The organism is Streptomyces sp. NPDC096048 (genome assembly GCF_044763415.1).
GTDB lineage: Bacteria > Actinomycetota > Actinomycetes > Streptomycetales > Streptomycetaceae > Streptomyces.
Window position 1 is genome coordinate 292,070 of record NZ_JBIWGG010000001.1, and the last position, 21,856, is coordinate 313,925.

Here is a 21,856-nt window from a genome sequence, read left to right on the forward strand (position 1 = left end):
ATTCGGCGGCCGGTCAAAGGGGCGCTTATCGTCGCCTATCCTCGGGAGGGTGATCGAGGCTCGTCATCTCCGCGTGCTGCGCGCCGTGGCATCGACCGGTTCCTTCTCCGCCGCGGGGCGCGAGCTGGGCTGTACCCAGCCCGCCGTCAGTCAGCAGATGAAGGCCCTGGAGGCCTCCGTCGGCACGCCCCTGCTCGTGCGCACCGGACGCGAGATGCGGCTGACCCAGGCCGGTGAGGCGCTGGTGCGGCACGCCGCCGGGATCATCGCCGGACTGACCGCGGCCGAGGAAGAGGTCGCCGCCATCGCCGGACTGCGCGCCGGACGCGTCCGCCTGGTCTCCTTCCCCAGCGGCAGCTCCACCCTCGTACCGACGGCCCTGGCCGCGCTGCGCGCCGCGCACCCCGGTACCCGGGTCTTCCTGGAGGAGGCCGAGCCGCCCGCCTCCGTCGAGCTGCTGCGCGAGGGCGACTGCGACGTGGCGCTCGCCTTCCGCTATGAGGGCGCGGCCGGCGCGGAGGAGTGGGACGACCTCGTCGTACGGCCGCTGCTGACCGACCGCCTCGTGGCACTGGTACCCGAACGGCACCGGCTCGCGCGCACGGAACCCGGCGGGTCGGTGGCCATCGGGGAGCTGGCCCGGGACCCGTGGATCGCGGGCTGCCCACGGTGCCGCGGGCAGTTGGTCGAGGTCTGCGAAGGGGCCGGCTTCACGCCCCGCATCGACTTCGCCACCGACGACTATCCGGCGGTCGCCGGTCTGGTGGGGGCCGGCCTGGGTGTGGCCGTCCTGCCCCAGCTCGCCGTCGAGTCCGTACGGCCACGGGGCGTGCGCACGGTGGCGCTCGAGCCGGCGGTGCGGCGGGAGATCGTCGCGCTCACCCTGCCCGACCTGGCGCAGGTCCCGGCGGTGAAGGCGACGCTGGACGAGCTGGCCCGGGCGGGGGCGCGCCAGTCGGCGACGCGCTGAGGTACGGGCGCACCTGCGCGCCCGTGGTACAGAGAAACGTTCCTTCAGTGGGGTGCGGTTTCAGTGAGGTGCGGCCGCCTCCCCGCCGGCCGATGCCGTCGCCGCCACCAGGCGGTTGCGGGCGCGTCCCATGAGCTCCTCGCGCTCGTCCTCGGTCAGCCCGCCCCACACGCCGTACGGCTCGCGCACCGCCAGCGCGTGCGCCGCGCACTCGGCGCGGACCGGGCACCTCATGCAGACCTCCTTGGCCGAGTTCTCGCGAGCACTCCGCGCCGCACCGCGTTCGCCCTCCGGATGGAAGAAGAGCGAGCTGTCCACCCCGCGGCACGCGGCCAGGAGCTGCCAGTCCCACAGATCCGCGTTCGGACCGGGAAGGCGGGAGAAATCTGCCATTGCGTGACCCCTTGTAGCCGATATGGGTAGATGCCGGTGACTCAGCGTCCACGACCGTACAACTACGATCTAAGGAGATGAAAATATGACTCATTGCGAATCTAGCCGCAGACACCAGCGAAGCGGAAGAAAAGCGGCTAAATGGGGCACCGGTTGTGATGAAACGGGGCGGGTCCGTCGCGCATGTCTGCTGCGTGGCGGTCCCCTCACGTAGAGTGCCGAAGACGACACACAGCCCCGTAACTCTTTCGAGTGACCGTCGTTGAGAGTGCGGAGGCGGTTGAAGGAACAAGTGCTCGGGCGGGCGTCCGGGACGGTCGACCGCACAGGTGACGATTTCGTACCAGCCTGGAGGCTCAACGTGACGCGCATCAGCTGCGGAGGACGGCCATGACTTCCGTCCTCGTCTGCGACGACTCCCCGCTTGCCCGAGAGGCGCTCCGCCGCGCGGTCGCGACCGTGCCCGGCGTCGAGCGTGTGACGACGGCGGCCAACGGCGAGGAAGTCCTCCGCCGCTGGGGTGCCGACCGCTCGGACCTGATTCTGATGGACGTGCGCATGCCCGGCCTCGGCGGCGTCGAGACCGTCCGGCGGCTGCTCTCCGCCGACCCCGGCGCGCGCATCATCATGCTCACCGTCGCCGAGGACCTGGACGGCGTGGCCCTCGCGGTCGCCGCCGGGGCCCGCGGCTACCTGCACAAGGACGCCTCGCGCGCCGAACTGCGCGCCACGGTCACGCAGGCCCTCGCCGACCCGACCTGGCGGCTCGCCCCGCGCCGGCTGCGCTCGGCCGAGATGGGTGCCGCGCCCACGCTCACCGCGCGTGAGATCCAGGTCCTGGAGGGCATGAGCCACGGCCGCTCCAACGCGGAGATCGGCCGCGAGCTGTTCCTCTCCGAGGACACCGTCAAGACGCACGCCCGGCGGCTCTTCAAGAAGCTCGGCGCCTCGGACCGGGCACACGCGGTGGCGCTCGGTTTCCGGTGGGGCCTGGTCCGCTAGGAGCACCCCGTGCGGTGGAGTCCGAGAGGGCCCGTCGGGGAGGCGGCGATCCCCGCTTATCGCGAGGTGGGCGGGGGTGACAAGACGACCCGCCGGGTGCCCGCTGCTCGTTTCGGCGCGGATGACGCATCCTTGAGGTGTGGAGTTCCTCGGGGACGAGTCGGTCGAGCGGGAGGGGAGGGCGCAGGGGATGAGTTCCGGCGCACCTACTCATAACGCTTCGGTGCACAACAACGGGCGCGGAGCCACGGATCGGACGGCCGCAAGGCACCATGGACCGATGCGTGACGACGAGGCGGCCCCTGATCAAGGGACGGTCGGTGGGCTCGTCCACCGCGCCGTCGACGGGGACGAGCAGGCCACGCACGACCTGCTCGCCCATGTCCACCCCTTGGCGCTGCGCTACTGCCGCACGCGTCTGTCCCGCCTGCCCGGCGACGCCCGGCACTTCGTCGAGGACCTCGCCCAGGAGGTCTGCGTCGCGGTGCTGCTCGCGCTGCCCCGCTACAAGGACACCGGGCGCCCCTTCGAGGCGTTCGTCTTCGCCATCGCCGCCCACAAGGTCGCCGACCTCCAGCGCGCGGCGATGCGGCACCCCGGCTCGACGGCCGTGCCGTCCGACGAGATGCCCGAGCGACCGGACGACTCCCTGGGCCCGGAGGAGCGCGCGCTGCTCAACAGCGACGCCGCCTGGGCCAAGAAACTGCTGGCCAACCTGCCCGAGAACCAGCGCGAGCTGCTCCTGCTGCGGATCGCGGTGGGCCTCACGGCGGAGGAGACCGGGCAGATGTTGGGAATGTCACCCGGTGCCGTGCGGGTCGCCCAGCACCGTGCGCTGAGCCGGCTGCGGGCCCTGGCGGAGCAGTAGCGCGGGGCGTGAACGGACGGTGACGGGTGTCCGTACGAAACTACGAAGGTCACGGGCGTCCTTGATCGTGGAATGAGCCACGTCCACTTCCCGTTAGCATGGACATCCGCACCGATCAAGGCCATTTGGGGAAGGTGTCATGACTGCCAACGTCGACGGAGTGCCCGAGAAATTCGCGACGCTCGGGCTGACCTACGACGACGTGCTGCTGCTGCCGGGTGCATCCGAGGTGCTCCCCAACGTGGTCGACACCTCGTCCCGCATCTCGCGCAACGTCCGGGTGAACATCCCGCTGCTCTCGGCGGCGATGGACAAGGTGACCGAGTCCCGCATGGCCATCGCCATGGCCCGCCAGGGCGGTGTCGGTGTGCTGCACCGCAACCTCTCCGTCGAGGACCAGGTCAATCAGGTGGACCTCGTCAAGAGGTCCGAGTCCGGCATGGTCACCGACCCGATCACGGTGCACCCCGAGGCCACGCTGACCGAGGCCGACGCCCTGTGCGCCAAGTTCCGCATCAGCGGCGTCCCGGTCACCGACCCGGCCGGCAAGCTGCTCGGCATCGTCACCAACCGTGACATGGCCTTCGAGTCGGACCGCTCGCGCCAGGTGCGCGAGGTCATGACGCCGATGCCGCTGGTCACCGGCAAGGTCGGCATCTCCGGCGTGGACGCCATGGAGCTGCTGCGCCGCCACAAGATCGAGAAGCTGCCGCTGGTCGACGACAACGGCGTCCTCAAGGGCCTGATCACGGTCAAGGACTTCGTCAAGGCCGAGCAGTACCCCCACGCCGCCAAGGACTCCGAGGGCCGGCTGCTGGTCGGCGCCGCCGTCGGCGCCAGCCCCGAGGCGCTGGAGCGCGCCCAGGCCCTGGCCGCCGCGGGCGTGGACTTCCTGGTCGTCGACACCTCGCACGGCCACAACAGCAACGCCCTGAGCTGGATGGCGAAGATCAAGTCCAGCGTCGGCGTGGATGTGATCGGCGGCAACGTCGCCACCCGTGACGGCGCCCAGGCCCTGATCGACGCGGGCGTCGACGGCATCAAGGTCGGCGTCGGCCCCGGCTCCATCTGCACGACCCGCGTCGTCGCCGGCATCGGCGTCCCGCAGGTCACCGCGATCTACGAGGCGTCCCTGGCCGCTCGCGCCGCCGGCGTCCCCCTCATCGGCGACGGCGGACTCCAGTACTCCGGCGACATCGGCAAGGCCCTGGCCGCCGGTGCCGACACGGTGATGCTGGGCAGCCTGCTCGCGGGCTGCGAGGAGTCGCCGGGCGAGCTGCAGTTCATCAACGGCAAGCAGTTCAAGTCGTACCGCGGCATGGGCTCGCTGGGCGCCATGCAGTCCCGCGGCCAGGGCAGGTCCTTCTCGAAGGACCGCTACTTCCAGGCCGAGGTGGCGTCCGACGACAAGCTCGTGCCCGAGGGCATCGAGGGCCAGGTGCCCTACCGCGGCCCGCTGGCCAACGTGCTGCACCAGCTCGTCGGCGGCCTGCGCCAGACCATGGGGTACGTGGGGGCCGCGACGATCGGGGAGATGGAGTCGAAGGGCCGCTTCGTGCGGATCACCTCGGCGGGTCTCAAGGAGAGCCACCCGCACGACATCCAGATGACGGTCGAGGCACCGAACTACAGCCGCAGCAAGTAGGCAGCAGCCTCTCCGAGGGCGGCCCCGGACCATCCGGGGCCGCCCTCTGCGGTGCCCCGCCGTGCCCGTCGGGGATACTGGAAGGCGCTGCAACGCATCAGGGAAAGGCCACAGACGTGACTGAGATCGAGATCGGGCGCGGCAAGCGCGGCCGCCGGGCGTACGCCTTCGACGACATCGCCGTCGTCCCCAGCCGCCGTACGCGGGACCCGAAGGAGGTCTCGATCGCCTGGCAGATCGACGCCTACCGCTTCGAGCTGCCGTTCCTGGCCGCTCCCATGGACTCGGTCGTCTCCCCGGCCACCGCCATCCGCATCGGCGAGCTGGGCGGCCTCGGCGTGCTGAACCTGGAAGGGCTCTGGACGCGGCACGAGGACCCGCAGCCGCTGCTCGACGAGATCGCCGGGCTGGACACGGACAACGCGACCCGCCGCCTCCAGGAGATCTACGCGGCTCCCATCAAGGAGGAGCTGATCGGGCAGCGCATCAAGGAGGTGCGCGACTCGGGCGTGGTCACGGCCGCCGCGCTCTCCCCGCAGCGCACCGCCCAGTTCTCCAAGGCGGTCGTGGACGCGGGCGTCGACATCTTCGTCATCCGCGGCACCACGGTCTCGGCGGAGCACGTCTCCGGTTCGCACGAGCCGCTGAACCTGAAGCAGTTCATCTACGAACTGGACGTCCCGGTGATCGTCGGCGGCTGCGCCACCTACACCGCCGCCCTGCACCTGATGCGCACCGGCGCGGCGGGTGTCCTCGTCGGCTTCGGCGGCGGCGCGGCCCACACCACGCGCAACGTGCTCGGCATCCAGGTGCCCATGGCGACGGCGGTCGCGGACGTGGCGGCGGCCCGCCGTGACTACATGGACGAGTCCGGCGGCCGGTACGTGCACGTCATCGCCGACGGTGGTGTCGGCTGGTCCGGCGACCTGCCCAAGGCGATCGCCTGCGGCGCCGACTCCGTGATGATGGGCTCGCCGCTGGCCCGCGCCACCGACGCGCCGGGCAAGGGCAACCACTGGGGCATGGAGGCCGTCAACGAGGAGCTGCCCCGCGGCAAGAAGGTCGACCTCGGCACGGTCGGCACCATCGAGGAGATCCTCACCGGCCCGTCCCGCAACCCCGACGGCTCGATGAACTTCTTCGGCGCGCTGCGCCGGGCGATGTCGACGACCGGGTACAGCGAGCTGAAGGAGTTCCAGCGCGTCGAGGTGACGGTGGCGGACTCGCAGCACCGGCGGTAGTCACCCGCACGCCACACCGAGGGGCCCGGAGCAGACGCTCCGGGCCCCTCGCGTGTCCGCGCGGCGCGGGTCAGAGCCGGTGCGCCGCCCCCGTGGGCGTAGCCCCCCGTGTGTCCAGGAGCAGCTGGGCCTTCACGGACAGACCCTGGAGGTCGTACGTGCGGTGCTGCTGGAGGAGGATCGTCAGGTCGGCGTCGGCGGCGGCCTCGTAGAGGGAGTCGGCGCGGGGGACGGGGCGGTCGGCGACGTTCCAGGACGGGATGTGCGGATCGTGGTAGCTGACGGCGGCGCCCATCGAGATCAGGCGCGTCGCGATCTCCTCGGCCGGGGTGGCCTGCTGGTCGGCGAGGTCGGCCTTGTAGGTGACGCCGAGGAGGAGGACGCGGGCGGCGCGCGCGGACTTGCCGTGCTCGTTGAGGAGGGCGGCGGCGCGCTGGACGACGTAGCGCGGCATCTGGGAGTTGACCTGCTGGGCCAGCTCCACCATGCGCAGACTGTGCGGGGCCTGGCCGGTCAGGTCCTGGGGGACGGAGTGGCCGCCGACGCCCGGCCCCGGGCGGAAGGCCTGGAAGCCGAACGGTTTGCTCTCCGCGCAGCGCAGGACGTCCCAGAGGTCGACGCCGAGGTCGTCGCAGAGCACGGCCATCTCGTTGACCAGGGCGATGTTGACGTGCCGGAAGTTGGTCTCCAGGAGCTGGACCGTCTCGGCCTCGCGGGTGCCGCGCGCGCGGACCACCTTGTCGGTGAGCCGGCCGTAGAAGGTGGCGGCCGACTCGGTGCAGGCGGGGGTGAGGCCGCCGATGACCTTCGGCGTGGTGGCCGGGGTGAAGTCGCGGTTGCCGGGGTCGACGCGGCTGGGGGAGTAGGCGAGGTGGAAGTCGCGGCCGGCGCGCAGACCGGAGCCCTGCTCCAGGATCGGGCGCAGGAAATCCTCCGTCGTACCGGGCCGCACGGGTGACTCCAGGATGACCGTGGTGTGCGGCCGCATGTGGGCGGCGAGGGTGTGGGCGGCCGCCTCCACCTGGGTGAGGTCCAGGCCGCCGTCCGCGCCGGGCGGGGTCGGGGCGCAGATGACGGCGGTGCGGACGCGGCCCAGCTCGGCCGGCCCGGCGGGGGTGCGGAAGCCCGTCGCGAGCATCCGGCGCACCTCGGCGGGGGTGAGCGGGTCGGCCTCGGGGCCGGTGCGGTAGCCGAGGGTGGGGATGCCTGCGGCGACGGCGGCCTGGGCCAGGGGCAGGCCGTAGGGGCCGAGTCCGATGACGGCGAGATCTGCGGGCATGGCGTTGGCCGTCCTTCCCAGTAGCCGAAGCGGGACAGGTGCGCAAGCCCGGTGGACAGGATGGGCGAGCACAACGTCAGACTAGGAGTAAATATGACCGATTTGCGGGATTGGTCGGCCGAGTTTCGGTGGTGTCGACGTGGCCCGGGGTGACGCGCCGGATTCACGGGAAGAGTTGTCCACAGGCTGGGGGCGTGCGGCGGCCGATGTCGGGCGGGCCGGTCAGAATCTGGGCATGGTGGGTACCAGGAACCGGGCTTCGCCCCCGACGGGTGCGGCCGACGCGACCGACAGCGGGAGGCAGCAGTGAGGACAGCGACCCTGGGGCCGGCGCAGCGCGCCGAGTCGCTCGCGGCCATGGCCGAGCGCGAGCTTGACGTACTGGTGGTGGGCGCCGGGGTGGTCGGTGCGGGCACCGCGCTCGACGCCGTGACGCGCGGCCTGTCCACCGGCCTGGTCGAGGCCCGGGACTGGGCGTCGGGCACCTCCAGCAGGTCCAGCAAGCTGATCCACGGCGGCCTGCGCTATCTGGAGATGCTCGACTTCGCCCTCGTCCGGGAGGCGCTGAAGGAGCGCGGGCTGTTGCTGGAACGGCTCGCACCGCACCTCGTGAAGCCCGTGCCGTTCCTGTACCCCTTGCGGCACAAGGGCTGGGAGCGGCTGTACGCCGGGTCGGGCGTCGCGCTGTACGACGCCATGTCGATGGCCCGCGGCCACGGCCGGGGCCTGCCGATGCACCGGCATCTGAGCCGCGGTCACGCCCTGCGGGTGGCGCCCGCCTTGAAGAAGGACGCGCTGGTCGGCGCGCTCCAGTACTACGACGCCCAGATGGACGACGCCCGGTTCGTGACGACGCTGGTGCGCACGGCGGCGGCGTACGGCGCCCCGGTCGCCAACCGCGCGCGAGTCACCTCCTTCCTCCGTGAGGGCGAGCGCGTGGTCGGCGCGCGCGTGCAGGACGTCGAGGCGGGCGGGGAGTACGAGATCCACGCCAAGCAGGTCGTGAACGCGACCGGCGTGTGGACGGACGACACCCAGTCGATGGTGGGCGAGCGCGGCCAGTTCCACGTGCGCGCCTCCAAGGGCATCCACCTGGTCGTGCCGAAGGACCGCATCCACTCCAGCACCGGTCTGATCCTGCGCACCGAGAAGTCCGTCCTGTTCGTCATCCCCTGGGGCCGGCACTGGATCATCGGCACCACGGACACCGGCTGGGACCTGGACAAGGCGCACCCGGCCGCGTCCAGCGCGGACATCGACTACCTGCTGGAGCACGTCAACGCCGTGCTGTCCGTGCCGCTCACCCGCGACGACGTCGAGGGCGTGTACGCCGGTCTGCGCCCGCTGCTGGCCGGCGAGTCGGACGCCACCAGCAAGCTGTCGCGCGAGCACACCGTCGCGCACCCGGTGCCCGGTCTCGTCGTCGTGGCGGGCGGCAAGTACACGACGTACCGGGTGATGGCCAAGGACGCCGTGGACGAGGCGGTGCACGGGCTCGACCTGCGGGTCGCGGACTGCGTCACCGAGGACACGCCGCTGCTCGGCGCCGAGGGCTACCGGGCGCTGTGGAACGCGCGGGCGCGGGTCGCCGCGCGCACCGGCCTGCACGTCGTACGCGTGGAGCACCTGCTGAACCGGTACGGCGCCATGGCCGAGGAGGTGCTGGAGCTCATCGCGGCCGACCCCTCCCTCGGCGAACCGCTGCACGCCGCCGACGACTACCTGCGCGCCGAGGTCGTCTACGCCGCCTCCCACGAGGGCGCGCGCCACCTGGACGACGTACTCACCCGGCGCACCCGCATCTCCATCGAGACCTTCGACCGGGGCACGCGCAGCGCCCGCGAGGCCGCCGAACTGATGGCGCCGGTGCTCGGCTGGGACAAGGACCAGGTCGAACGCGAGGTCCAGCACTACGAGAAGCGGGTCGAGGCCGAGCGGGAGTCGCAGCGTCAGCCGGACGACCTGACGGCGGACGCGGCCCGGCTGGGAGCGCCGGACATCGTGCCGCGATAGGGCAGCCGGCCGGGGCTGCCGGGGCGGGTGTGACGCAGGGTCACCCCGCCACGCTCCTTGCCCGCTCGCCCGGTTGGCGCCTGGGGCACCCTGGGCGTCGAGCACTTGTCGGGTGAGGGACAATGAAGGCTCTGTCAGGGCGGGTTGCATGAGGGGACGCATGTCGGAGGCGGAGCGGGCGGGGACATCCCGTACGGACAAGAGCGCACGTCTCCTCGCCGGGCGGTACCGGCTGGGAGACGTGCTCGGCCGCGGCGGCATGGGGACGGTGTGGCGGGCCGAGGACGAGACCCTGGGACGCACGGTCGCCGTCAAGGAGCTGCGGTTCCCGGGGAACATCGACGAGGAGGAGAAGCGGCGCCTGATCACGCGCACGCTGCGCGAGGCCAAGGCCATCGCGCGGATCCGCAACAACAGCGCCGTGACGGTCTACGACGTGGTCGAGGAGGACGACCGGCCGTGGATCGTGATGGAACTCGTCGAGGGCAAGTCGCTCGCCGAGGCCATCCGTGAGGACGGCCTGCTGGAGCCGAAGCGCGCGGCGGAGGTCGGCCTCGCCGTCCTCGACGTCCTGCGCTCCGCGCACCGCGAGGGCATCCTGCACCGCGACGTGAAGCCGTCCAACGTACTGATCGCCGAGGACGGCCGGGTCGTGCTCACCGACTTCGGCATCGCCCAGGTCGAGGGCGACCCGTCGATCACCTCCACCGGCATGCTCGTCGGCGCCCCCTCCTACATCTCCCCGGAGCGGGCCCGCGGCCACAAGCCCGGACCGGCCGCCGACCTGTGGTCGCTCGGCGGACTGCTGTACGCGGCGGTGGAGGGCGCCCCGCCCTACGACAAGGGCTCCGCGATCGCGACGCTGACCGCGGTGATGACGGAGAACCTGGAGGAGCCGAAGAACGCCGGCCCGCTGCGGGACGTCATCTACGGACTGCTCAACAAGGACCCCGCCCACCGCCTCGACGACGCGGGCGCCCGCGCACTGCTCAACAAGGTCATCCACGCCCCGGACAGGGCGGCCGAGACCGAACCGGTCGACGCCACCAAGGTGGTGCCCCTGCCGCCGCAGCCGGACGGGCGGACCCGCCGGGGCGGTTCGGCGGGCGCCGGGGGCAAGCGGGGCGAGGAGGCCGGGGAACGGCTGCGCGGGGCGCTGCGTTCCGTGCGCCAGGCCGCCGTGGGGGGCGGCGCGGCCGGTGCCGCGGCCGCCTCCCGCACCAAGCCGGGCAGGGCCGACCGGACCGCCTCGGGCGACGCGGGAGCCTCCGCGGCCTCGGGTTCCGCCGGGAACGCTGCCGCCGCCGGGTCGCGTGGGCCGGGGGCCGCCGCGCCGGTGACGGGACCGGGTGCGGGTGCCGGTGCCGGAGCGGGCTCGGGGCACGGCGGGGCGAACGCGCCCGCGGGTACCCGGAGTTCCGGCTGGCCCGTCGTGCCGCCGCCGGACCTGCCGCCCCGGTCCGTGCCCCGGGCGCCGCTCACCGACGTGGTGCCGCGCAAGACGCTGGTGATCATCGCGGTGATCGTGGCGCTCGCCGTGCTCGGCACCGTGCTCGCCCTCACGCTCGGTGGCGGGGACGAGAACGGCGCCAAGGGCGGCAGCGGCGACAAGACCGCCCCCTCCGCCGGCGCGACCGGCGACACCAAGCAGGACGAGGAGAGCGGGACCGGTACCGACGGCTCCGCCTCGGACCCCGCGACGGACGGGGCCGCGGGCGGCGCCCCGGACTCCGGAGCGAGCGAGTCCGGCGACGCCGGAACCGGGTCGGACGACGCCGGGGAGTCGGACGACGGCGGGAAGTCGGACGACGGCGAGGGCGCGGCCGCCACCCACCAGGGCAAACAGGGCTACGGCATCGGACTGCCCGAGGGCTGGAAATACCGGTCCACGGACTCCGCGGGGGACCGGTTCACCGGACCGAACGGGCAGAGGCTGCTCGTCGCCTGGACGTCCACGCCCAAGGGCGACCCGGTCGCCGACTGGAAGAACCAGGAGCGGTACATGAAGCGCTCCCAGTACAAGAAGATCCGCATAGAGAAGGTGGGCTACCGGGGCTGGAACACGGCCGACTGGGAGTTCACCTACACGGACGGCGGCACCAAGTACCGGACCGTGGACCGGGGGTTCGTCGTCAACGACCACCAGGGCTACGCGCTCATGTACACCGCCAAAGCCGCCGACTGGGACAGTGACCTGCGCCGGGACACCTGGCGGACCCTGACGAAGACCTTCGAACCCAAGTCCTGAGCCGACGGCGTCCGGGTTTGAGCGGTCGGATATCTGGCATCCCCTCTTTGCGGGTTGCCTCCGGCACGTATCGTGAGTGCTTGCGGACCGTACGCAGCCGGAACGGCCCGCCGGGCGAACGGAATTGACCGACGGGCTGCCGGGGGTGTCGACGTGGACGACTACGCGGGACGGGTACTCGCCGACCGCTACCGCCTGCCCCTGCCGCCGTCCGACGAGTACGAACTCACCGAGACCCGGGCCTTCGACACCTACAGCGGCCAGGAAGTGCTGGTCCGGCAGGTGCCGTTGCCGGAGGTCGTCGAGGCGGAGGTGCTCGACGCGGACGGCCTGCCCGACGGCTTCACGGCCCGGGACGGCACCGGGCGGCCCCCCGGCAGGCGGTCGTCGGCCGCGCACGGCGGACAGCGGAGGCCCGCCGATCCGGTGGTACGCCGTGCCGTCGAGGCGGCGCAGGCCGCGGCCGCCGTCCCCGACCATCCGCGCCTGGACCAGGTCTTCGACGTGTTCGCCGAGGGCGGTTCGCTGTGGGTCGTCAGCGAGCTGGTGGCCGCCAGGCCGCTGGCCGCTCTCCTCGCCGAGCAGTCGCTGACGCCGTACCGGGCGGCCGAGGTGGCCTCCGACATCCTCCTGGCGCTGCGGGTGCTGCACACCTACGGCTGGGTGCACCGCAACATCACCGCGCGCACGGTGCTCGTCTGCGACGACGGGCGCGTGATGCTGACCGGCCTGGCGGTCGGGGCGGCTGAGGAGGCGCTGTGCGGATACGACCCGGTGCCCGCCCCCGAGGACGAGGAGGGCCCCGGCTCCGCGGTCGCCCCTGACGGGACCTTCGGCCGGGGTGGTGGCGCGGCGACCGCAGCCCTCGGGCCTGGTGGAGCCGAGGGTGGGGCCGGGCTCCCCGGTCCTGGTGGTGCCGGGGTCGCGGCCGCTGGTCCCGGTGGTGTCGGCTCCGGGCTCCCCGGCCCTGGTGGTGCCGGGATCGCGGCCACCGGTCCCGGTGGTGCCGGGTTCGGTGCCGGAGACTCAGGGATGGTGCAGACCGGGATGCTCGGACCCGGCGGTGCCGATCCCGAGGCCGCCCGGCGGGCCGCCATCGAGGCGCGGACCGTCGGCGGGCTGCCGGTGCCCGGGGCGCAGGGCCCGGGTGGAGCCTCCGCCGGGCTCGCCCCTGCGCCGCCCGACAGCGGCGGCGACGCCCGTGCCGCGCGCGCCGGAGCGATCGCCGCATACCGCGCCGGTGCCCGGGCCGCGGCCCGCGTCCAGGAGGCGCAGAACGGCCGCGCGGCCCTGCCCGGCGCCCGCCCCGCCCCCGACAACGGCACCGGCCGGCCCTCCGGCGCCCCCGGCACCGGACCCGTCGGGGCACGGCCTTCCTACGCGGCCGGCCCCGAGCAGGTGCCGCACGCCCTCGGCCCCGGCGCGGAGCCCGGCCCTCCGCACGCCGCCGGCCCGGGCAGCCCCTCCGCGGCCGCGCGCTCCGCCTACTCCGCCGGCCCCGGCGCCTCGCCCGGCGCCGCCCCGTCCGGGCAGATCGCCGACCCCTACGGCGTCCGCACGACCTCCTGGCACGGCGCCACGCCCCGCCCCGCCGGCCACCCGGCCCCCGCCGCGCCCCCCGCTTCCGCTGCCGGACGGGCTCTGCCCGCCGCCCCCCACGAGGAGGCCACCACCGCGCCCACCGGGCACTGGGACGACTTGGCCGCCCGCCCTCCCGCGCCGCGCGGCCCCGCCACCGCACTCGCCGCCGAGCGGGCACGGCAGACGCGGATGGCCGTGGTCGGGCCGGTGACCGAGCGCTGGGCGCCGGAACAGGCCGGGCCGGTGCACGAGAACTGGCAGCTGGCCGCGCCCATCGGCCCCGCCACCGACCTGTGGGCGCTGGGCGCGCTGCTCTACCGTGCCGTACAGGGGCATGCGCCCTACCCGGAGGAGTCGACCGCCGAGCTGGTGCAGATCGTGTGCGCGGAGCCGCCGGCGTTCGCCGAGGAGTGCGGGCCGCTGCGGCCGGTCGTGGAGTCGCTGCTGCGTCAGGACCCCACCGAGCGGATCGACTTCGAGGAACTGCGCGGCTGGCTGCGTTCACTGGTGCGGTCGGCACCCGAGCCGGAGGCCGGCCTGCACGTCGTCTCGGCCCCGCCCGTCGAGACCAGCCGGCTGCCCATCGTGCGCCGCCGCGGCGAGCTGGTGCGCAGGCGGCGTGCCGGACTGCCCGCGCACCACGGACGGCACAAACGGGGCAAGCGGGAGACGGCCCGTTCCCCGCGCAGCCTCGGCCGGACGCTGCTCCTGCTGATACTGCTCGCCCTGGCCGGGGCGATCGCCTACGCCATGTTCCTCATGCCGAAGAGCGACACGAACGGCGACGGGACCACCGACCGTACGGGCGCCGTCGGCGAGGCGAGCCAGGCGCCGCCCGAGCGGTCACCGGACGCCGGCAGCGAGCCCCGGCCGGAAGAGACGTCCCCGGAGCCGGACCCCGGCGCCTCGGAGACGGCCGGTGGTTCCACCGAGACGCAGACCAACGACCCCGACGTCGCCGACGGTTTCGCCCTCCGCAAGGACCCCGAGGGCTTCCACGTCGCCGTCGCCGAGGGCTGGAACCGCACGCCCCGCAACGGCAGCGGCCAGGTCGTCTACGCGAAGGGCGACTTCGAGCTCGTCGTCGTCCCGGGCCGGGACAGGGCGTCCGAGTTCGGCGACGACCCGATGGTCTACCAGCGCGACAGCGAGCCCGAGTTGGCGCCGTACCGCGCCTCCAGTTGGGCCACCTCCAGCGGGCTGAAGACCATCGAGGTCGGCGGACGAACCATGGCGGAGGGGCAGTTCACCTGGACCGGCGCCGGTGGCGGTGAGCTGTTCGTGCGCAACGCCGCGATCCTGATCGACGGGCGCTACCACGTGGTGCAGGTCCGTGGCCCGGAGGCGGAACGGGACGAGGTGAGCCGGCTGTTCGAACAGGCGTCGGCGACCTATCAGTACACCCGGTGACGGCAGTTCGGTCCTATGGTTGCGTCCTGTCACGGAAAGCGACAACCGTCACAGAGCGGTTTCCGTGCCACCCCACCCGTTCCCCGGACGGGAGCCGGTCCCTAGTCTGGCCCTGACAAGACCATTGCGGGGCAACGTGAATCAGATGCAGGGCCGGCTCGTCGCGGGCCGATACCGGCTCGGGGACGCCATCGGCAGCGGCGGCATGGGCCGGGTGTGGCGCGCACACGACGAGGTGCTCCACCGGACCGTCGCCATCAAGGAGTTGACCGCCGCGCTCTACGTCTCCGAGAGCGACCAGGCGATACTGCTGGCGCGCACCCGGGGCGAGGCGCGCGCGGCGGCACGGATCAACCACTCGGCCGTCGTCACCGTTCACGACGTACTCGAACACGACGGCCGGCCCTGGATCGTGATGGAGCTGGTCGAGGGCCGCTCGCTGGCCGACGCGGTCAAGGACGAGGAGCGGGTCGAGCCGCGGGAGGCGGCCCGGGTCGGCCTGTGGGTGCTGCGCGCCCTGCGCGCCGCGCACACCGCCGGTGTCCTGCACCGCGACGTCAAGCCCGGCAACGTGCTGCTCGCCGACGACGGACGGGTGCTGCTCACCGACTTCGGCATCGCGCAGATCGAGGGCGACTCCACCATCACGCGGACCGGAGAGGTCGTCGGCTCCGTCGACTATCTGGCGCCGGAGCGCGTCCGCGGCCACGATCCCGGCCCCGCCTCCGACCTGTGGGCGCTCGGCGCGACGCTGTACACGGCGGTGGAGGGCAGGTCGCCGTTCCGCCGTACCTCACCGCTCACCACCATGCAGGCGGTCGTCGAGGAGGAGGCCACCGAACCCCGGCACGCCGGGCCCCTCGCGCCCGTCATCAGCGCCCTGCTGCGCAAGGACCCGGCCTCGCGGCCCGGCGTGACCGAGACGGAACGCATGCTCGCGGAGGCCGCGGAGGGACGGCGGCCGAACGAGGCCCAGGCGTATGTGCCGACGCGGTACGCGGGCCCGCGGGGGCAGAGCGACACGGCCCATCCGGGAACACCAGGGCAGGGGCAGGGGCCGACGGGCGGGACGGCCGCCACGCCGTACCGGCCGATGACCGGTCCGACGGCGGTCGGTCCCACGGCGATGGATCACGCGGCGGCCGGGCCCGGGCCGACGGGCTCCACGGCGGCGGGGTACGCGCCGACCGGCCCCACGGGCGGCGCTCCCGTACGGTCCCGGCGCCGCCGCCTGCGCACCCTCGCCCTGGTCGTCGCCGCCGCCGCCCTCATCGGCGCGGGCACCGCCGTGGTGCTGCAACAACGGGGCGGGAGCGGCTCGACGGCCGGGCCGGACCCCACCCGGTCGCCGTCCCCCTCCGCCTCCGCCACGACCGGCAAGGGCCCCGGCGGATCCGTCCCGGCCGGCTGGGTCCGCCGGGACGACCCGGTGGGTTTCAGCCTCTACCTGCCCGAGAACTGGCAGCGGAAGGTGTACGACGACCAGGGCGAGCTCCGGCAGATCGACTACACCCCCGACGGAGGCGAGCACTTCGTCCGCATCGCCGTCGACACCGCCCCCGACTACAACGACCCGTACGCCCATCAGCTCGACCTGGAGCTCCAGTTGCAGCGGCTCGTCGACTACCGGCGCGTCACCCTGGAGCGGACCACCTACCGCGACCACAAGAGCGCCCGGTGGGAGTACACCTGGACCGCGCTGGCCAAGGACACCCCCTTCCCCGGTCCGCGCCGCGCCGTCGAGGAGACGTACATGTCCCGCGACGGCGTCGAGTACGTCATCTACATGTCGGCGCCCGCCGAGGACTGGGAGACCGCGCGGCAGCAGTTCCGGACGGTGCTGCAGAGCTGGCAGGAGAAGACCGCCTGACCAGTGCCGTGTGATGGCCGGAAGCCGTCGCGACGCGGCCCGCGCGTCCGTCGGTTGTCGGCCACCCGGGTTACGGCGGCCCGGAGCAGGTCCGTCCGGTGGGGCATGATGGGCGCATGGTGACCGAGGGGGCGGGCGGGCGTGTCATCGCGGGCCGTTACCGGCTCCATGAGCGGCTCGGCCGCGGCGGCATGGGCATCGTGTGGCGGGCGACCGACCAACTGCTCGCCCGCGAAGTGGCCGTGAAGGCGCTACCCCTCGGCGACACCCTCTCCGCCGCCGAGGCCCGGCGGCGCCGTGAGCGGACCCTGCGCGAGGCCCGCGCGGTCGCACAGCTGAGCCACCCTCACGTCATCGTCGTGCACGACGTCGTCGAGGACGACGAACGTGCCTACATGGTCATGGAGCTGGTCGAGGGCGGCTCGCTCGCCGACCGCGTGCTCGCCCACGGCCCGGTCGACGCCACCGAGGCCGCCCGGATCGGCGTCGCCCTGCTCGACGCGCTGCGCACCGCGCACGCGGCCGGGACCCTGCACCGGGACGTGAAGCCGTCCAACGTGCTGGTGGCCGAGGACGGCCGGGTCGTCCTCACCGACTTCGGCGTGGCCCAGGTCGCGGGCGCCACCACGCTCACCGAGACCGGCTCCTTCGTCGGCTCCCCCGAGTACACCGCCCCCGAGCGGATGTCCGGCGCCGGGACCGGACCGGAGTCCGACCTGTGGTCGCTGGGCGTGCTGCTGTGCGCGGTGCTCAGCGGCACCTCGCCCTTCCACCGCGACTCGCTGGGCGGCGTCCTGCACGCGGTGGTCACCGAGGAGATCCGTCCGCCGGCTCAGGCCGGGCCCATCCTTCCGGTCGTACAGGGCCTGCTCGAACGCGACCCGGAACGGCGGCTGGACGCGTTGGAGGCCGAGCGGATGCTGCGCGCCTTCCTGGCCACGGGCCGCACTCCCGCACCGCCCCGGACCGGTGAACCGCGGCGCGTGACGCGGGGCGTGCTCATGGCGGTGGTGCTGGCGGTACGCCGACGAGGCCGGCGTCCGTGACGCCGTCTTCGCAACACGCCTAAACAGGAGATAAGCGGCAGCGTGCGTCACGGGTCTGTGACCACGGGGCACGGGCGGTGGATGCGGACACGCCGCGCACGATATGGATGGACTCATGAGCAGCAACGGGGGACCCCGCAACGGGTCGGACGAGCCGACGAGTTTTGCCCTGCGACCACCGAACCAGCCCCTCGCCGTGCCGCATCCCGGCAACCCGTACGCGGCACCCACCCAAGTCGTGCCGTCGCCGTCGCCGTCTCCGTCGCGGCCCGGTCTCCCGGAGCCGTCCGCGCGGGACGCGGGCGCCGGGCGGCTCATCGCCGGCCGCTACCGGCTGATCGCCAAGCTCGGGCACGGCGGCATGGGCACGGTGTGGCGGGCGAAGGACGAGACCGTGGACCGCGAGGTGGCCGTCAAGGAGCCGCGCGTCCCCGACCATCTCCCCGAACGCGAACGGGGCAACGCCTTCGAACGGATGCGCCGTGAGGCGCGCGCCGCGGCCCGGCTGGACCACCCCGCGGTGGTCGACGTGCACGACGTGGCGGTGGTGGACGACCAGCCGTGGATCGTGATGGAGCTGGTGCGGGGCCGTTCGCTGGGAGACGCCTTGCAGGAGGGCACGCTGGGCGCGCGGGAGGCGGCCCGCATCGGCCTGGAGGTGCTCGGCGCGCTGGAGGCCGCGCACGCGGCCGGCATCCTGCACCGGGACGTGAAGCCGGACAACGTACTGCTCGGCCGGTACGACCGGGTCGTCCTCACCGACTTCGGCATCGCCCAGATCGAGGGCGAGACCAATCTGACCGACACCGGCGGCTTCGTCGGCTCGCCCGAGTACATCGCCCCGGAGCGGGTGCTGGGCCAGCGTCCCGGCCCGGCGAGCGACCTGTGGTCGCTGGGCGTGGTGCTGTACGCGGCGACGGAGGGTGTCTCGCCGTTCCGCCGCAGCAACACCCCCGCCACGCTCCAGTCCGTGCTCAACGCCGCGCCCGCGCCGCCCGCCTCCGCGCAGGGGCCGCTGGCCGAGGTCATCACGGGCCTGCTGGACAAGGACCCGGCGCGCCGTCCGGACGCCGCCCGGGTCCGCGCCCTGCTGAGCGCCGCCGCCAACCCGCCGGAGCCGGCACCCACCCAGGTCGTCCACGTCGGCGGGGCGGACGGGCCGCCCCGGCCGGTGTCCAAGTGGAGTGTGCGGCTGGGCCGCAACGCGTGGATCACCCTCGGTGCGGCGGTCGTCGCGGCGGCGGTGGCGTCGTACCTGGTGATCGCGGAACCCTTCGCGGGGCCCCTGCCGGAGGGGTGGAAGAAGCACGACCTCGGTGCGAAGCCCGGCATGAGCGTCGGTGTGCCGGCGGAGTTCGTGAAGCTGAAGCACCCCGACAAATGGGACGGCACCACCGAGTCGTTCGCCGACCCGAGCGGCGCGATCACCGTCCACGTGGACCGTGACATCAAGGACGACGACGAGAACGACGACCTCCCGGACACCGCGGGGGCCAACGCCTGGGCGGACTGGGAGATGCTCAAGGACGGCGAGTACTCGTGGAACTTCGCCGACAAGCCCGCTCCCAGGGGTGAACCGAGCGAGACCGAGTACAAGGGCAAGAAGGCCGCCGAGAACACCATCGCCTATACGACGGCCGACACGCAGGATCCCCGCGAGCGCGAGTACCACATCCTCTACTACCGGGCGGACAACGGCGACATGTACAAGGTCTCGATCGACTACCCCCGCAAGGGGTACTTCGCGGACGAGGGACGGGAGATCGCCCGGACCGTCGTCGCCAACTGGGAGGTCGACCAGCTCTGATGACAGCCCAGCGGCACCTGGTCGGCGAGCGGTACCGGTTGCTGAGGCGCGTCGCTTCCGGCGCCTCGGGAACCGTCTGGCAGGCCTTCGACGAACGCGCGGCACACGACGTCGCCGTCAAGCAGCCGCGGCTGCCCGGTGACCCGGCGGACGAGACGTACCGCCGGGCCGCCCACCGCCTCTACCGCGAGGCACGCGCCGCCGCCCGTGTCGACCATCCCGCGGCCGTCCGCATCCATGACGTGGTCGTGGAGGAGGCCCAACTCGACGGCCTGCCCTGGATCGTCATGGAGTGGGTCCCCGGCGAGTCCCTGCAAGAGGTGCTCCGGCGCGGTCCGGTGCCGGTGCCCGAAGCCGCCCGCATAGGGCTCGCGGTGCTCGGCGCGCTGCGGGCGGCGCACGCCGTCGGCATCGTGCACCGCGCGGTCAGGCCCGCCAAGGTGCTGCTCGGCCCGCACGGACGCGTCGTGCTCACCGACTTCGGCACGGCCCGCGCACCGGGCGAGGACTCCCCCCGGGGCGCCGGCCCCGCGGCGGACCTGCGCTCGCTGGGCGTCCTCCTGCACACCGCCGTCGAGAACCGGTCGTCCTCCGGGCCGCTCGATCCGCTGATCGCAAGGCTGCGGGCCGAGGACGCCGTCCGACCGGATGCCGAGGAGGTCGCGCGGCACCTGGAGGCGGTGGCCGGCCCCGCCCGGTCCGCTCCGGACCCAAAAGAAGCGATCAGGTCCATCCCCACCGGGTAACCTCCTGATCAGCGCATTTGTTGCCAGCGATCACTGGCATTGTGTGAGTACTCGGTGAATCCCGATTACCGACGGGTACACAAAGCCCTCGCGGCGTCATACCCTGCGGCTCATGACGGATGCGCAGGCCCCGATACTCACCGGCACGAACCCCCTCGCCCCCACCCCGGAGGGCGCCCGCACCGCTGCCGACGTGGTCACACCCGAGTTGGTCGCCCAGCTCACCAAGGGCGTGGCCGGCTCCGGCCGCACCGCCAACCACACGCCGTTCACCGGCGAGAAGCTGGCCGACCTGCCCGAGTCGACGCCCGAGGACGTGGCCGGCGCCTTCGAGCGGGCCCGCGCCGCCCAGGCCGTGTGGGCGCGCGTCCCGGTACGGCAGCGCGCCGCGGTCCTGCTGCGCTTCCACGACCTGGTCCTCGAACGCCAGGCCGAGGTGCTCGACCTCATCCAGCTGGAGACCGGCAAGGCCCGTCTGCACGCCCACGAGGAGGTCCAGGCCGTCGCCGTCGCCGCCCGGCACTACGGCCGCAAGGCGCCCGCGTATCTGCGGCCCAGGCGGCACACCGGCGCCGTACCGACCCTGACGAAGGTCACCGAGCTGCGCCACCCGCGCGGCGTCGTCGGCCAGATCGTTCCGTGGAACTACCCCTTCGAACTGTCCGTCGGAGACGCGCTGCCCGCCCTCGTGGTCGGAAACGCCGTCGTGATGAAGCCCGACACCGAGTCCTGCCTGACCGCGCTGTGGGCTCGTGACCTGCTGGTCGAGGCCGGGCTGCCCGCCGACGTCCTCCAGGCCGTCATCGGCGTCGGCCCCGTCATCGGCCCCGAGGTCGTCAAGCACGGTGACTACGTCTCCTTCACCGGCTCCACCCGCACCGGCCGCGAGGTCGCCACCGTCGCCGCCGACCGCCTGGTCGGCGTCTCGCTGGAACTCGGCGGCAAGAACGCCATGCTGGTGCTGGAGGACGCCGACATCGAGAAGGCCGCGGCGGGCGCCGTCCGCGCGTGCTTCTCCTCCGCCGGCCAGTTGTGCGTGTCCATCGAGCGGCTGTACGTCCACGAGTCGGTCGCCGACGTCTTCCTGGACCGCTTCGCCGCCCGCACCCGCGCGATGCGCCTGGGCCGTGCGCTGGCCTACGGCGCCGACATGGGTTCGCTGGTCAGCGGGCAGCAGCTGGAGACCGTCAAGCGGCACGTGGAGGAGGCCGTCGACAAGGGCGCGCGGATCGTCGCGGGCGGCGTCGCCCGCCCGGACATCGGCCCGTACTTCTACGAGCCGACCATCCTCGACGGCGTCACGGACGCCATGACCCTGTGCCGCGAGGAGACCTTCGGCCCGGTCGTGTCCGTCTACCGTTTCAAGACCGAGGACGAGGCGGTCGAGCACGCCAACTCCACTCCGTACGGACTGAACTCCTCGGTCTGGACGAAGGACGCCCGGCGCGGCCGCGACGTCGCCGCCCGGCTGCGCACCGGCACGGTCAACATCAACGAGGGGTACGCGTCCGCCTACGGCAGCGTCCAGTCCCCGATGGGCGGCATGAAGGAGTCCGGCCTCGGCCGCCGGCACGGCTCCGAGGGCATCCTCAAGTACACCGAGGCCCAGACGGTCGCCCACCAGCGGCTTCTGCCGATGGCGCCGTCGCTCGGGATGGACGACGAGGAGTACGCCCAGTTCATGAGCCGGAGCCTGCGGCTGATGAAGGCGTTCCGCTTCCGCTAGGTCCCGGTCCA

The 21,856-nt window shown here is 73.1% G+C and carries 14 protein-coding genes and 1 pseudogene; 13 read left to right on the plus strand and 2 right to left on the minus strand.

Annotated features, from left to right (window positions below):
- Positions 1-49: 49 nt before the first annotated feature.
- The gene (locus tag ACIQ6R_RS01540) at positions 50-970 is read left to right on the plus strand and encodes a LysR family transcriptional regulator (RefSeq protein ID WP_404218000.1); all 921 of its coding nucleotides are present in this window, start codon (positions 50-52) and stop codon (positions 968-970) included.
- 60 nt (positions 971-1,030) lie between these two features.
- Here the strand turns inward: ACIQ6R_RS01540 and ACIQ6R_RS01545 are convergent, their stop codons facing one another.
- Positions 1,031-1,363 (minus strand): WhiB family transcriptional regulator, encoded by a 333-nt coding sequence (locus tag ACIQ6R_RS01545; RefSeq protein WP_381592870.1) that lies wholly within the window; start codon positions 1,361-1,363, stop codon positions 1,031-1,033.
- 390 nt (positions 1,364-1,753) lie between these two features.
- Between ACIQ6R_RS01545 and ACIQ6R_RS01550 the strand changes: the two genes are divergently transcribed.
- The 4 genes from ACIQ6R_RS01550 (at position 1,754) to ACIQ6R_RS01565 (ending at position 6,119) form a co-directional block, all read left to right on the plus strand.
- On the plus strand, positions 1,754-2,365 hold the full coding sequence (locus tag ACIQ6R_RS01550; protein WP_003948568.1) for a response regulator transcription factor: 612 nt from the start codon (positions 1,754-1,756) through the stop codon (positions 2,363-2,365).
- 280 nt (positions 2,366-2,645) lie between these two features.
- A complete protein-coding gene (locus tag ACIQ6R_RS01555) occupies positions 2,646-3,233 on the plus strand; it encodes a sigma-70 family RNA polymerase sigma factor (protein WP_019329587.1) in 588 nt (195 codons plus the stop codon).
- Positions 3,234-3,372: 139 nt separating this feature from the next.
- On the plus strand, positions 3,373-4,878 hold the full coding sequence (guaB, locus tag ACIQ6R_RS01560) for an IMP dehydrogenase (protein ID WP_404169139.1): 1,506 nt from the start codon (positions 3,373-3,375) through the stop codon (positions 4,876-4,878).
- Positions 4,879-4,994: 116 nt separating this feature from the next.
- Positions 4,995-6,119, plus strand: coding sequence for a GuaB3 family IMP dehydrogenase-related protein (locus ACIQ6R_RS01565; protein WP_375907158.1), 1,125 nt, complete (start codon positions 4,995-4,997; stop codon positions 6,117-6,119).
- Between the two features lie 70 nt (positions 6,120-6,189).
- Here ACIQ6R_RS01565 and ACIQ6R_RS01570 read toward each other — a convergent pair whose 3' ends face one another.
- Positions 6,190-7,398, minus strand: coding sequence for a nucleotide sugar dehydrogenase (locus tag ACIQ6R_RS01570; RefSeq protein ID WP_404169143.1), 1,209 nt, complete (start codon positions 7,396-7,398; stop codon positions 6,190-6,192).
- Positions 7,399-7,704: 306 nt separating this feature from the next.
- On the opposite strand from ACIQ6R_RS01570, the gene ACIQ6R_RS01575 reads away from it, so the two are divergent.
- The 8 genes and pseudogenes from ACIQ6R_RS01575 (at position 7,705) to ACIQ6R_RS01610 (ending at position 21,845) form a co-directional block, all read left to right on the plus strand.
- Positions 7,705-9,411, plus strand: a complete 1,707-nt coding sequence (locus ACIQ6R_RS01575) for a glycerol-3-phosphate dehydrogenase/oxidase (RefSeq protein WP_404169146.1) — start codon at positions 7,705-7,707, stop codon at positions 9,409-9,411.
- Between the two features lie 160 nt (positions 9,412-9,571).
- On the plus strand, positions 9,572-11,659 hold the full coding sequence (locus tag ACIQ6R_RS01580) for a protein kinase (RefSeq protein ID WP_404218649.1): 2,088 nt from the start codon (positions 9,572-9,574) through the stop codon (positions 11,657-11,659).
- 153 nt (positions 11,660-11,812) lie between these two features.
- Positions 11,813-14,650 (plus strand): protein kinase, encoded by a 2,838-nt coding sequence (locus ACIQ6R_RS01585; protein WP_404218002.1) that lies wholly within the window; start codon positions 11,813-11,815, stop codon positions 14,648-14,650.
- A gap of 145 nt (positions 14,651-14,795) precedes the next feature.
- The gene (locus ACIQ6R_RS01590; RefSeq protein WP_404218004.1) at positions 14,796-16,520 is read left to right on the plus strand and encodes a protein kinase; all 1,725 of its coding nucleotides are present in this window, start codon (positions 14,796-14,798) and stop codon (positions 16,518-16,520) included.
- Positions 16,521-16,636: 116 nt separating this feature from the next.
- Positions 16,637-17,566: a serine/threonine-protein kinase gene (locus tag ACIQ6R_RS01595; protein WP_404218006.1), complete on the plus strand. Its 930-nt coding sequence runs from the start codon at positions 16,637-16,639 to the stop codon at positions 17,564-17,566.
- A 115-nt stretch (positions 17,567-17,681) separates the two neighbouring features.
- A complete protein-coding gene (locus ACIQ6R_RS01600; protein ID WP_404218008.1) occupies positions 17,682-19,373 on the plus strand; it encodes a serine/threonine-protein kinase in 1,692 nt (563 codons plus the stop codon).
- Positions 19,373-20,092: pseudogene (locus tag ACIQ6R_RS01605) on the plus strand (serine/threonine-protein kinase); the annotation flags it as partial. The gene ACIQ6R_RS01600 and the pseudogene ACIQ6R_RS01605, both read left to right, overlap by 1 nt.
- 139 nt (positions 20,093-20,231) lie before the next feature.
- Positions 20,232-21,845, plus strand: a complete 1,614-nt coding sequence (locus tag ACIQ6R_RS01610; protein WP_404218010.1) for a succinic semialdehyde dehydrogenase — start codon at positions 20,232-20,234, stop codon at positions 21,843-21,845.
- Positions 21,846-21,856: the final 11 nt, after the last annotated feature.

Bases quoted from the DNA above. Each gene is read 5' to 3' on its own strand.
- ACIQ6R_RS01545 (WP_381592870.1), bottom strand. From the start codon at position 1,363: ATGGCAGATTTCTCCCGCCTTCCCGGTCCGAACGCGGATCTGTGGGAC.
- ACIQ6R_RS01550 (WP_003948568.1), top strand. From the start codon at position 1,754: ATGACTTCCGTCCTCGTCTGCGACGACTCCCCGCTTGCCCGAGAGGCG.
- ACIQ6R_RS01555 (WP_019329587.1), top strand. From the start codon at position 2,646: ATGCGTGACGACGAGGCGGCCCCTGATCAAGGGACGGTCGGTGGGCTC.
- guaB (WP_404169139.1), top strand. From the start codon at position 3,373: ATGACTGCCAACGTCGACGGAGTGCCCGAGAAATTCGCGACGCTCGGG.
- ACIQ6R_RS01570 (WP_404169143.1), bottom strand. From the start codon at position 7,398: ATGCCCGCAGATCTCGCCGTCATCGGACTCGGCCCCTACGGCCTGCCC.
- ACIQ6R_RS01580 (WP_404218649.1), top strand. From the start codon at position 9,572: ATGTCGGAGGCGGAGCGGGCGGGGACATCCCGTACGGACAAGAGCGCA.
- ACIQ6R_RS01590 (WP_404218004.1), top strand. From the start codon at position 14,796: ATGCAGGGCCGGCTCGTCGCGGGCCGATACCGGCTCGGGGACGCCATC.
- ACIQ6R_RS01595 (WP_404218006.1), top strand. From the start codon at position 16,637: ATGGTGACCGAGGGGGCGGGCGGGCGTGTCATCGCGGGCCGTTACCGG.
- ACIQ6R_RS01600 (WP_404218008.1), top strand. From the start codon at position 17,682: ATGAGCAGCAACGGGGGACCCCGCAACGGGTCGGACGAGCCGACGAGT.
- ACIQ6R_RS01610 (WP_404218010.1), top strand. From the start codon at position 20,232: ATGACGGATGCGCAGGCCCCGATACTCACCGGCACGAACCCCCTCGCC.